This window comes from Paenibacillus sp. JCM 10914 (assembly GCF_001315105.1).
Classification (GTDB): domain Bacteria; phylum Bacillota; class Bacilli; order Paenibacillales; family Paenibacillaceae; genus Paenibacillus_AQ.
In genome coordinates this window covers 124325-137241 of the sequence record NZ_BAZR01000004.1, presented here as the reverse complement: position 1 = coordinate 137241, position 12917 = coordinate 124325, and the positions used below count along the sequence as shown (strand labels likewise).

The window sequence follows — 12917 nt, the reverse complement described above, 5'->3', positions numbered from 1 at the left end:
AAGGCTGCGAAGCAAGGCCTCTGACAAGGTCTAACTCCGCAGCCCTTCTCTAATCTAATTGCGTGCGGTAAATTCTAGTAAAGCCTCGCTGATGAGATTCATACCGAGCAGCAATTCATCGCGGCCAGGATGCGTAAAATTAAGCCGGATACATTCCCTGCTATCATTTCCATCCGAGCACATGGAACCCGGCAAGAACGCCGCTCCCTTCAATAACGAACCCCGTAACAGCGCATCACCGTCAAGCCCGGGTGGCAGCTTCACCCATACGAACATCCCTCCCGGAGGAACGACGTACTCGGCATCCTTCCATGCATTGCGCTTCAGTAGCTCCACCATCAGCTTGAGTCTGATCGTATATTCACGGTTTAGCATCGCAATATGCTCATCCAACTGAAAATGCTTGGATTCAAGCAGATTATGCAGAATGTGCTGATTCAGCATGCTGGACTGCCAATCGGCCATCTGCTTCACGGCCGTCATCATCTGGATAACCTGGCGGTTGCCTGCCGCCCACCCCGTCCTGAGAGCAGGAGCTACGATTTTACTGAAGGAACCGACATATAACACATGCCCGCCTTGCTTCTCTTCTAATGAGTACATAGAGGGAATTCGCTTCTGTCCATGCGTATCTCCAAAATACAAATCACCGTAGGAGTCGTCTTCAACGATCAGCGTGTGATGGTTCACGCATAATTCCAGCACCTGCTTGCGCCGCGCCAAGCTCCACATCACACCCGTCGGGTTCGTGAAGTTCGGAGCTGCCATGAGCAGCTTCGGTTTATGCTTGTCGATCAGTTCTTTCAGCTTCCCGGGAAGCATCCCTTCCTGATCCCCTTCCACAGGGATAATCACTGCCCCTTGAAGCCTTAGTACCTGAAGCAATCCCGGGGAGGTAGGGTTCTCCACCAATACCGGATCTCCAGGATCGACATAGACTCTGACCAGCAAATCAATAGCTTGCTGCGTACCAGTAGTCAACAAGATTTGTTCCGGCCCAACGGACAGCTCCTTCCGTCTAGCCAGATCCTGGCTCAGCCATGAGCGAAGTGGGCCATATCCCTGGGCCTCGCCATATTGAAGCGCTAGCGGATCTTCAGACAGAACCGTTGTTGCCGACTCAGCCAATGAATGTAACGGGAACAATTCCTCCGCTGGCAATTCTTCTGCCAGGGAAATAAAAGAATCCCGCTTCGCAAGTTCCCTAATATCGCGCAGCGGGGATGACAACAGGGTCTGTGCACGGGAAGCAAAGGAAAACTGCATGGAAGTCCCTCCTCTAACCGTTTATCAAAACCTCGGTTTTATTTGTATTCAGGCTATCGTAACAACATCTAAATGGTATTCACGATCATTATATATTATACCTTATGTACCAATTCACGCATATATTTGTCTGCCTTGACGCGTATATAGCGCGTACTTCTCAATGGCTTGCGCTCTGGTGGATACGCCCAGTTTGACATAAATCTTGCGCAGATAATTATCGATGGAACGGCGACTCACCTGAATCTCGACGGCAATCTTATCGTATGTAATCCCTTGTACAATCCGTTCCATTATAAATGCTTCCGTCTCGGAGAGCTGCAGTCCCCCTTCATTCATGCCGGAGGCTGTCAGCGGCCATATTCCTTGTCGTACCCAGTCCAGCGGCAAGGAGGCCACACCCTCGCGCAAGCCCGTGATCATATGTATGAGTTGAAAAGTGGATGCTTGTTTCGACAATATCCCACTTGCACCGCGGCTGATCAAGGATTGCAACAACGGGAGACCATCATTATCTGTCATGATAACGATATGGGTCTTGGGCGAGAGCTGCTTCATCTGCTCTAGCACCGTTTCCGAAGTATGATCCTGCAAGGAATAATCCAGTAACACCAAGTCGGGCAGCAACTCGCTGACCATTCGAAGGCCTTCCGTATCCGAGGAGGTCATGCCTTCAACATGCAGATCACGCTCCTCTTCCAAGATTAATTTTGTGCCGAGCATACTCGTAGGCTGACTGCCGACAATCACTACCCGCCAAACCTGTTTCATTATTCAATAGACCCCCTGTTTCTCGAAAACTCGAATCTCTATTAAAGTAAGCGCAGTCATAACTAAATCAACGCCATAGGTGCGTGCCTTCGTTGTTTGCCGCTATGGGCAAAACCGATTAATCCCAGGAAATGAAGAATCGAAAGCAAGCTTGTTAATCCAATAGGCGCAGATCCATGCTGCATGAAGTATGGCAAATGTCTTATATGTATCTTCTTCATGAATCAAATCTATACAGATTGTATCCTAACTCTATGTTTCTAGGCAATCTATTTTTGATAAAAACGGCCGTTTAGAGTTCGTCTTTGCGAAAGTATTTCTGGCATGTTAGAATGATAGCTGGAAAAAATGATAGATTCTGAGGGGTGTTGAGATGAAATTGTCAGACTCGGAGCAGGATATCCCCCATGAAAGCCGTGAGGAAGTGCATCGCAAGGGACCATCTGCCACATGGTTCTGGGTATTTTGGATTGTGTTGATCGGACTCGGTACTACCGCAGCCTACCTATATAGCAACCAATTGAAGGAACAGGTCATTGTACAGCTACAGGAGGATACACGTCATGAAATGGCTTCGTTCAAAGCCGAATACGACCAGAAGTTTAATGAGTTGGTCGAAGAGATGAACGAGATGCAGAGCAAGGTTCAATCCTTTAATGAACTGCTGACCTTTACCAAGGATCAAGCAAGCGGCACAACGGACGACAGCAACAAGTTGTACAGCCAGTTAAGTCAAGTGGAGAAGCAGCTTAAGGAGCTAGAACGTAAGATGGAGCTTTTGAAGTGAGCAAGCTAAGCCAAGTCAGACCGAAACAGGTCAATCGGCTGTTCATGCTTGTCATCGCTCCTTTTGTCGGTATTCTGTTATGTATGTGGTTATTAGCAGCCCCTCCGCGCATTGCACACGATGCCTCGGAGTACATACCTACGAACAGCATATCCGAGCAGTCCGCGCTCATTAAAGATGATCTTGATCAAGCTGCCGTATCCGCCAAGCAGACGATATCTTCCATTGAAAAAACAGCCAAGCTGTATCAACAAACCACCGCATCGGTGGGTGTCATTCTGCAATCGGCACAGTCGCAGGTTTCGCGTCCGGAGCAAATCTATAATCGACGCATTACAGCCAAGCTCGGGCGGCCCATTGAGACGGTAAACAGCGACCTCATCCGAATCGAACTGTATAAGATCAACCCAGGTACCTACCATGGTTACGCTATGAAAATCAAACTGAAAGACCCATCCGCTATGATGATGTCACTCGGTGCTGAGGGCGGCAGACCCGGTCCGTGGAAACCACCATGCGGGCCGTGAGCCGACATGGTGCGGTTGCCGGTATCAACGCCGGCGGTTACGCCGACGGAAATGGCGGCAGACATCCACTGAGCACAACCTTTATAGACGGCAAATACGTATCCGGCTTCCAACCCAGCTTCAAAGATTTGTCTTTCGTTGGCATGAATAAATCAGGCCAGCTGATCGGTGGCAGATTCCATAGCCAAAGTCAGCTTGACCGGCTGGATCCGCTCTTCGGGGCAACCTTCGTGCCCGTTCTGCTTAAGGGTGGTAATAAAGCCTATCTACCTGAGAAATGGCGAACTTCACCCAAGCGGGCTCCTCGTACCGTTATCGGCAACTACAAGGATGACCAGCTATTAATTTTGGTTACCGATGGGTATGATGAGAAAGGGACATCCGGAGCGACGTTACAGGAGCTCCAGAACAAACTTAACCAGCTCGGCGTCATAGACGCCTACAATCTGGATGGCGGCGGCTCATCCTCGCTCATATTGAATGGCCGCGTGGTTAACAAGCCATCCGACGGAAGTCTAAGGCCTGTACCTACGCATTTCCTGTTCTTCGAATGAGAGACATCATATTGTCATTTATTTTTTCGCCTAAGATGGTTATAATAAAGAATAGCTTAGCAGGAGGTGGCAATGATGTCTTTTTCATTAACCTTTTGGATCGTCATGATCGTACTGGCCCTTTATATGGTCGGTATTTGGACTTCGTCTTACAATGATGACAAAACCAAAGGCCTGTAAGGCATAACTCCCTCGATATTTCGAGGGGGTTTTTTATTATGTTACATTAATATGTACAAAAAAAGCACCGCTATCAGCGATGCTCATCAGGAAAGCTCATATTAGAGGCAACTAAGCATGTTTCGGGAGTTGTTGCATCTCGGACATGCATTGCGTACAGATATAACGTTCTTTGAACTCGCTTACACCATCCATAGAACCACAGAAGACACATTTCGGACGGTAGCGCTCCAATATAATATGGTCCCCCTGTACAAGTATTTCCACGGGATCCCCTTCGTTCATCTGATATCTCTTACGAAGAGATTTAGGAAGAACGATTCTTCCCAGCTGATCGACCTTACGAACAACGCCAGCAGGTTTCATAATGATTGTACACCTCTTTCATCTTCAACAAGTGATTTCTGATACCACTGTTCAGAACTGATAATAATGACCTAGTATAATAGTTCGATAAAAAGCTGTCGAATCCTGCTACACATTATGAATTTCTTAGTTTTTTTCATGACTTTATAGGTATACTGGATGAATTTTCCCTATTGAATCTTATTTCATATGAAACTTATTCCATACCGGGGAAGTCCAACTGACGTAACGCCTCAAAAACAACGATCGCTGCAGAATTGGAGAGATTAAGCGAGCGAACTTTGTCGGTCATGGGCATGCGGATACAAGTATCCAGGTTTGCCTGAAGCAGTTCCGGCGGCAGCCCCTTCGTCTCTTTTCCGAATACGAGAAAATCCTCATCTTGAAATTGTATATCCGCATAGCGTTTGTTCGCTTTGGTTGTCGCGAAGAAATATCGGCTATGCGGGTACAACGCTTGCAACTCCTCAAATGAATCGTGATATTCGATATGTACAGCATACCAGTAATCCAATCCTGCACGTTTTAACGTCTTGTCGTCTGTATTGAAGCCGAGCGGACGAACCAAATGCAAATGGGTGCCGGTAGCGGCGCAAGTTCTTGCGATATTCCCCGTATTGGCAGGGATTTCGGGTTCGACCAGTACGATGTGTAGAGCCATGGTTGTTCTTATCCACCTTTGCAACTTAATATTTCTTCTATTATAACCTATTCGTAGAAATAAACCTTGGAGGAAAATCCATGAAACAACCCCCCGCCTAAACAGGCAGAGGGTCGCTCATTCCTCTATGACTATTCGTGGCTGGCTTGGAAATTCTGCATAAACTCAACAAGCGCCTGGCAGTTCTCGTAGGGGATCGCGTTATACACGGACGCACGCAAGCCTCCCACGCTGCGATGGCCTTTCAAACCAACGAAGCCTGCCTGTTCAGAAGCCTTCACAAACTCCTTCTCCAGCTCCTCAGAGCCGAGCCTGAACGTAATGTTCATATCCGAGCGGAACTCTGGACTCACACAGCCGCGATAGAAGCCGCCGCTCTGATCGATGGCATCATAAATCAATGAGGCTTTCTTGCGATTCATAGCCTCTACACCTTGGAGGCCGCCTTTTTCCTCAATCCATTTCAAAACTTCATTAATCATATAGATACCAAAAGATGGCGGCGTATTATAGAGTGAATTGTTCTTCAAGTACGTGTTGTAACGCAGCATAGTCGGAAGATGCTTCGGAGATCGGTAATCAAATCCTCTCTGACAATGACGACCGCCACACCTGAAGGTCCAAGATTCTTCTGGGCACCCGCATACACCATCGCGAATTGATTCAGATCAAACGGACGGCTCAGGATGTCGCTCGACATATCCACAATGAGCGGCACGGATCCGGTATCAGGGAATGACTTGAACTGCGTGCCTTCAATCGTCTCATTGGACGTCAAATGAAGGTATGCAGCATTATCGGATGGTTGTATATCTTGCAGTGATGGCAAGCTCATGTACCCGCTGGCTTCGGAAGAAGCTACAACCTGAGTATTTCCGATCAACTTCGCTTCCTTAATCGCTTTGTCAGCCCAACTGCCTGTCATGACATAATCGGCAACCTGGCCTTCTCCAAGGAAATTCATCGGAATCATCGCGAACTGTGTACTGGCCCACCCTGAATGAATAACACCTTATATCCGGAGGGATTGCCGAGCAGAGACAATAAACGCTCCTGTGCCTCATTATGTACAGCCTCGTATACAGCCCCTCGATGGGACATCTCCATGATGGACATGCCGGTACCCCCGTAATCCACAAACTCAGCCTGCGCGCGTTCCAGCACCTCTAGCGGCAATGCAGCAGGACCGGCATTAAAATTGTAAGCTCTCTTGCTCATATGACTCTCCACCCTTTCTTTCGTTCCCTTTATCGCTTTATAGATTTAAAGCTAATCATAGCAACAATCTGATGCTCCATCAAGTGTATTTATTCTCGATTTGCAGCGGGGATCTACACCGAAAAAGACGCCTAAGGGCACGTGGCCCTCGGCGTCTTCCATCATATTAAAATTAGATATCGTAGTACAGGGAGTACTCATGCGGATGAACGCGGATGTTGATCGCTTTAGCTTCAGCACGTTTGAACTCAATGAAGTTATCCAGGAATTCTTGTGTAAATACGCCGCCCTCTGTCAAGAACTCGGAATCAGCTTGCAATGCATCAAGTGCCTCATCCAGGGAACCTGGCACGCTGCGGATTTCCTTTTTCTCAGCGTCGGACAATTCGTAGATGTTCTTGTCGTATGGTCCATATCCGAGAGCCGTTGGATCGATTTTGCGCTTGATTCCGTCCAGACCTGCCATCAGCATAGCTGAGAAAGCAAGGTAAGGGTTAGCCGTGGAGTCTGGCGTACGGAACTCGATACGACAGCCCTTAGGTGTTACAGCAGCAACAGGAATCCGCACAGCTGCAGAACGGTTACCTTTGGAGAATACGAGGTTGACTGGAGCTTCATAGCCTGGTACCAGACGTTTGAAGGAGTTCGTGCTCGGATTCGTCAAAGCGATCAATGCTGGTGCATGATACAAGATACCACCGATATAATGAAGTGCCATCTCACTCAAGTTCGCATATGCGCCTTTTTCGTAGAACTTAGGCGTATCGCCGTCGAAGATCGATTGGTGAACGTGCATGCCGCTACCGTTGTCACCGAACAATGGCTTCGGCATAAAGGTTGCTGTCTTGCCGTATTGGCGAGCCGTGTTATGCACAATATATTTATAGATCAACAGATTGTCGGCTGTTTTCTTCAATGTATCGAATCGGAAGTTGATTTCTGCTTGGCCAGCAGTAGCCACTTCATGATGATGACGCTCAACGCGAAGGCCGGCTTCCCCAAGCAAACGGCACATTTCGCTACGGATATCTTGCTGTGTATCCACTGGAGCTACTGGAACATAGCCACCTTTGACGCCAACTTTAAAGCCGAGGTTACCGCCTTCTTCCTTGCGGTTTGTGTTCCAAGCCGCTTCTTCGGAATCGACTTGGTAGCTGGAGCCGTTCATCGTAGTTTCATAGCGAACATCATCGAACAGGAAGAACTCGGACTCCGGCGCGAAGAACGCTGCAGTACCAACGCCTGTTTCCTGAAGATATTGTTCCGCACGAGCTGCGATACCGCGTGGGTCACGCTCATATGCCTCGCCTTCCGGTGTATAAATGTTACTCATAATATTAAGTGTGGAATGCGCTGTAAACGGATCGATATAGCAAGAACCTGGATCAGGCATCATAACCATATCGGATTCTTCAATGCCACGGAAACCTGGAATAGAAGACCCGTCAAAAGCTACCCCATTCACGAATGTTTCTTCATCTACTTCTGCAGCCGGCAAGGTAATGTGATGTACCCGGCCTGACAAATCTACAAAACGAAAATCGACCCACTCAATGTTGTTTTCTTGAATTGTTTGCAATACTTTCTCTACGGACATGTCTCTTCCTCCCAATTTCCGAACATTATGACACTAATGACTTAACAATGTTCATAATCTTTCGATTTTCTTTTCGTCATTATATGCCGGGAGATAACCTTACGTCAATAGTTATGTCAGGTATTTTTGAAATTGATGTTATATATATTGACATGAAAAACCAGTAATTGTAACTCCAGCAAAAAGACACCTGCGATGCCGATGCAAGTGTCTTTAGATAGACTATTATTTATCTAAATGTATGGCGATCACTACAATGAATTTCTGTCTCTCAAGTCTATACGCGCGCGAATTCCGAAGCCGGTGCTTTAGCTGTATTAAAGCTCTTGCCAACTAGTGGAGCCAGTTGTTCAAGATCCTTCAGGAGCGCAGCGAATTGATCCGGGAACAATGACTGTACGCCATCACCCGTCATGGAATTATCAGGGTCGGTGTGCATTTCGATGATAAGCCCATCTGCACCAGCGGCTACAGAAGCCTTCGACATCGGCTCAACCAGTTCTCTGCGTCCGGTACCATGACTCGGATCCGAGATCACGGGCAAGTGGCTAAGCTGCTGCAGCACCGGGATAGCAGATAAATCCAACGTGTTGCGAGTATACGACTCGAATGTTCGGATTCCACGCTCGCAGAGCATAACATCAGGGTTGCCGCCAGCCAGAATATATTCAGCTGCATTCAGCAGTTCATCATAAGTTGCGCTGAAACCTCGCTTCAGCAGGACGGGCTTGCCGCATGTTCCAAGCTTGCGCAATAGATCGAAGTTCTGCATGTTGCGTGTACCGACCTGCAGAATGTCTGCATACTCCGCACAAATATCCACATACTCCGGTGTCATCACTTCTGTGATCGTCAAGAGCCCGTGACGCTGTCCAGCCTCAGCCATCATGATCAAACCTTCAACGCCGACGCCCTGGAAGCTATAAGGGCCTGTGCGAGGTTTAAACGCCCCACCGCGAAGCACCTGCCCGCCGGCCGCTTTAACCAGCTTGGCGATGTCATCGATCTGCTGGGCCGATTCTACGGCGCAAGGACCGCCCATCACAACCAAGTTGCCTCCGCCGATCTTGGTTCCTTTAATATCGATGATTGTGTCATCCGGATGAAAGTCGCGACTGGCAAGCTTATAGGATTTGGAGATCTTGATAACGTTCTCCACGCCCTTCATCTGACGAAGATGTTCGGCCAGCTTAGGATTAACACTACCGATCAGCCCAATAACAGTACGATCGGCTCCACGGGATACATGAGCTTGCAGCCCTTCCTTTTCTATTTCACTCACTATCAGTTGTATCTGTTCCTCAACGATTTGATTGGAAGTAATTACGATCATATCACTAACCCTCTTTCTACCATAGATATTCCAACATAAATTAGCTATTCCATTATCGCTTTCGCGCTTGTTCGCTTTTATGCTTTTATGCTTTTATTGGATAAAGTAAATATACCGAAAAAATCTCCCTGCGTCAAGCCCAATCTACAAAGTTGACATAGACCAGCGCGGGGAGATTCCGAATGCTGCTTACATTCCTTTCTTCTTACGTATTTCAGACACATTCCGTTTCTCTAACGGAATAATGATGCGAACCGTCGTTCCGATTCCAGCCCGACTAAATAAAGTGACCCCGTATTCATTACCATAATGCAGTTTAATACGCTGATCGACATTACGGATACCATAGCCTGCGTTCATCAGATCTGATCCACCAGTGTGGTCAAGACTTCTTCCTGGAGGGAAACCAACCCCATTATCAATAATCTTAAATTCGAGCACATCCGCAAGCGCTCTGGCCGTAATTCGGATATCGATCGATTCCCCCGTCCAGGCATGTTCCAGTACATTTTCAATGAACGGCTGCAGTACAAGCTTCACCGTCTCATAACGAACGACTTCAGGAGCGTAATCATAGGTTACGCGCATACGATCGTCGTATTTGATCTTCTGAATATCAATGTACGCCTGCGCCTGCTCTAGTTCATTCTTCACGGAGATAATATTGCGACCATCGTTCAAGGACAAACGATAGAACTTGGCCAGATCCATTACCATCCGCTGAAGTTTATCCAGCATGCCAAACCGTGCGAGTCTGCTAATAGACGATAGCGTGTTATATAGGAAGTGCGGGTTAATCTGAGCGTGTAGAGACTCCAGCTCCGCTTCCTTCTTCTGAAGATCAGCCAAGTACACTTCGTTAATCAGCTGCCCGATATTACTGCCCATGTCATTCAAAGCCGAGGCGATATGGGAGAATTCATCATTTCCTTTAAAGTGCGCCCGCTTGTGAAATTCCCCTTCCTGGAACGAATCCAGCACCGATACAATCTTGGATACTCGCAGACTAAAATATCTTGAGATCACCATACTTGCAATCGAAAAAATCACGATACATATTAGACAGATTAACAACGTGATGTTCCGGATCTTCACCGTATCCTTCTCTACAAGCGCAGAAGGAATTACCGCATTTATGCTCCAGTCCAGCATCGGAATCGGTTTGCTGATGAGCAGATCGCCATTGTTCCGCAGCTCATTCTCCTTAAACACCGTTTCACCGTTGCCGCCGGAGGAAAGAACGATTCTTCCTTGGGCATCAGTTAAGTAGAGTGCAGTGCCATCGCCAATCTTATTGTAGTCCATGCTCTCAAACAAGTCATTCAGACTAACATTGATTCGCATGAACCCGATTTCATCTGGCTTGATCGAAGTAATGCTGATCAGTCTGCGAAGCAAGGAGATCCGCTGGTGACTGGCATCATCTTCGATTTGACTCCACTGGAGAGTAGATCCATAACTCTCGCTTTCAGGGTACAGCTTGTACCAAGTCTTATCCTCCAACCGATCGTACTTGTAAATATCAAACAAGCGTTTATTAGAATCAAGGGGATCAGAATAGGCATACGTATCGTAAATCTCGCCGATTTCTTCGTTTCGAAGATATAAAGACAGCCATATTCTTCGATTCGCCGTACTGACTGCGGTTTCCAGCTTCGGAATCAGCACTTTTACCGTCGTATCGTAAGACACCCATGGGCTGCCGGTGTAACTTATTCGATTGTTGAAGTTGGAATCGAAATAAAGCATGTCCGAGATGCGGGTAATATCCTCCATCTTGTAAGAAATATTATCACTCATCTGGTATAGTGTACCCTGAATATTATTGTAGGTCTGATCCCGAATCGATTTTACAAAGACTTGATTCGCGATATTGCCTACCAGCAGCACCGGTATAATAATGAACACGCAGTAAGACACCATTAATTTATAACCGAATGGTATTCTCACTCGTATCCGCTCAAATTTTCTTGCCATCCATCACAATCCCATCATCTTCCTAATATATTGCCAATTAAGAATGTTTACGACGATATTCCAGCGGTGTCATGCCATAAATATCTTTGAATTGCCTGCTGAAGTAAGGTAAATACTGATACCCGGTCTGTGAAGCGACTTCATAGATCTTCAGCTTTGTGCTGATTAACAAATCTCGGGCACGCTCCATTCGAAGCTTGATGACGTAGTCGCTAAAATTATACCCTGTTTCCTCTTTGAACAGAACACCGAGATAGTTGGGGGAGAAAGAGAATCGATTAGCCATGTCACGCAGCGTAATATTCTCGTGTACCCGCTCACGAATATTCTCGATGATCTCCTCTACCAGTCGTCCATTCTTGCTGGACTTGCGAAAATTCAGTTTTTCCGAAATCTCGAACACTTTCATTCGCAGCCAAGAGAATATATCATCCATCGTTTCAAACTGCAGCAATACATCCAGATTCTTCAATTCAATACCGAGCATCTGAAATAAATCCTCATGCATCGTATTCAGATGGGCATCCAATTTCAATATAATATAAACCCCAAGATTGCGGATTGTAAATTTCGAACGGATATTGGAAGCAAGCAGTTGGATCGCTTCCACTTCATCATGAATGCCAACGATATCATAGTTGGTCATAGCGGTGAATAACGCATCTAACCGAATGTCGAGACTTTTGGCGTCCTCCCGATCCTCTGTTGGAACTTCATTGTACAAGATCCACTTTCCTTTACCACGGAACATCTTCTGTTCCAGAGCACCTTCCGCCATAAGATAAGAAGCATGAAGTTCCTCCAGACGGTGTGCTGCTCCACCTTCTCCGACAGTTACAGTTAGAGAAAAAAACTCACTCAACCGTTCAAGTGCAGCTTGAATATCAGACTTACCTTTCATTACGTCCATTAATACCGCCATGCGCTGATCTGTTACTTTGCAAAAATGACGAAACCCACTCTGCTCTAGCAGCTTATGCAACTGCGTAAAATATTGATCATGTTGCACTTTCTGATCACCCGTATCTTGAGCATGCATACGCCATGTGCTTACGTCATCCAGTTCCAGCAATATCACCCGTACTGGCCATTCCATTTCATTTAAATGATATTCACGCTTAATGATGCCGAGCATCGCACCGTCATAGGGCTTCTGTAAGATCTGTAGCAAATACTGATTCTTTAGTATGGGAATCATCTCTTGATAAGCGCGCTCAGTCTCCTTTCGCTCTTGGAGCTTGTCCAGATCGAGCTTCGCCTTCATTAATGCTTCAATCAGTTCTTCATCCTCCATCGGTTTCAACACATAATTACAAGCATTCAGAGCAATCGCTTGCTTAACGTAACTGAAATCCTGGTAACCGCTTACGAAAATAACCTGTAGATCATCCTGTACCTTCAACGCCTTTTGTGCTAACTCAATTCCCGTCATATTAGGCATTCTGACATCGGTCACAAGGATATTGATTTCCTCTTGCTGTAATACCTCCCAAGCCGCAAAGCCGTTATTAACGGAATCCACCACCGTCATTCCGAGACTTTCCCATGGAATAAAGCTTTTCATACCCTCTAGATCCAATATTTCATCGTCCGCCAGAAGCACTTTATACACGGGTATCATTTCCCCCCTAAATTCCGATAAGGGTATGCTGCATACGCAGCATACCCTTTCGGACTTCA

Annotated in this window: 9 protein-coding genes and 2 pseudogenes; 2 read left to right on the top strand and 9 right to left on the bottom strand. The window is 46.7% G+C overall.

Annotation, left to right across the window (positions count from 1 at the left end):
• Positions 1-54 precede the first annotated feature (54 nt).
• Both JCM10914_RS07905 and JCM10914_RS07900 read right to left on the bottom strand, forming a co-directional pair.
• The gene (locus tag JCM10914_RS07905; protein WP_023959344.1) at positions 55-1266 is read right to left on the bottom strand and encodes a PLP-dependent aminotransferase family protein; all 1212 of its coding nucleotides are present in this window, start codon (positions 1264-1266) and stop codon (positions 55-57) included.
• Positions 1267-1380: 114 nt separating this feature from the next.
• Positions 1381-2037, bottom strand: a complete 657-nt coding sequence (locus JCM10914_RS07900) for a response regulator transcription factor (protein ID WP_023959343.1) — start codon at positions 2035-2037, stop codon at positions 1381-1383.
• 373 nt (positions 2038-2410) lie between these two features.
• On the opposite strand from JCM10914_RS07900, the gene JCM10914_RS07895 reads away from it, so the two are divergent.
• The gene (locus tag JCM10914_RS07895) at positions 2411-2824 is read left to right on the top strand and encodes a hypothetical protein (protein ID WP_023959342.1); all 414 of its coding nucleotides are present in this window, start codon (positions 2411-2413) and stop codon (positions 2822-2824) included.
• Positions 2825-2868: 44 nt separating this feature from the next.
• A pseudogene (locus tag JCM10914_RS07890) lies at positions 2869-3905 on the top strand (phosphodiester glycosidase family protein).
• 291 nt (positions 3906-4196) lie between these two features.
• On the opposite strand, the gene JCM10914_RS07885 reads toward JCM10914_RS07890, so the two are convergent.
• The 7 genes and pseudogenes from JCM10914_RS07885 to JCM10914_RS07855 all read right to left on the bottom strand — a co-directional run bounded on the left by JCM10914_RS07885 (position 4197) and on the right by JCM10914_RS07855 (position 12849).
• Positions 4197-4451 carry an AbrB/MazE/SpoVT family DNA-binding domain-containing protein gene (locus tag JCM10914_RS07885; RefSeq protein ID WP_023959336.1) on the bottom strand — a complete coding sequence of 85 codons (255 nt, stop codon included), beginning with the start codon at positions 4449-4451 and terminating at the stop codon, positions 4197-4199.
• Between the two features lie 196 nt (positions 4452-4647).
• A complete protein-coding gene (gene trmL / locus JCM10914_RS07880) occupies positions 4648-5112 on the bottom strand; it encodes a tRNA (uridine(34)/cytosine(34)/5-carboxymethylaminomethyluridine(34)-2'-O)-methyltransferase TrmL (protein WP_023959334.1) in 465 nt (154 codons plus the stop codon).
• Positions 5113-5243: 131 nt separating this feature from the next.
• Positions 5244-6330, bottom strand: a pseudogene (gene serC, locus JCM10914_RS07875) (3-phosphoserine/phosphohydroxythreonine transaminase).
• Positions 6331-6502: 172 nt separating this feature from the next.
• Complete coding sequence (gene glnA, locus JCM10914_RS07870) at positions 6503-7927, bottom strand: type I glutamate--ammonia ligase (RefSeq protein ID WP_023959326.1); 1425 nt, start codon at positions 7925-7927, stop codon at positions 6503-6505.
• Positions 7928-8204: 277 nt separating this feature from the next.
• The gene (gene aroF, locus JCM10914_RS07865; RefSeq protein WP_023959323.1) at positions 8205-9260 is read right to left on the bottom strand and encodes a 3-deoxy-7-phosphoheptulonate synthase; all 1056 of its coding nucleotides are present in this window, start codon (positions 9258-9260) and stop codon (positions 8205-8207) included.
• 189 nt (positions 9261-9449) lie between these two features.
• Positions 9450-11237: a sensor histidine kinase gene (locus tag JCM10914_RS07860; RefSeq protein ID WP_036717357.1), complete on the bottom strand. Its 1788-nt coding sequence runs from the start codon at positions 11235-11237 to the stop codon at positions 9450-9452.
• Between the two features lie 37 nt (positions 11238-11274).
• On the bottom strand, positions 11275-12849 hold the full coding sequence (locus JCM10914_RS07855; RefSeq protein ID WP_036717354.1) for a response regulator: 1575 nt from the start codon (positions 12847-12849) through the stop codon (positions 11275-11277).
• Positions 12850-12917 lie beyond the last annotated feature (68 nt).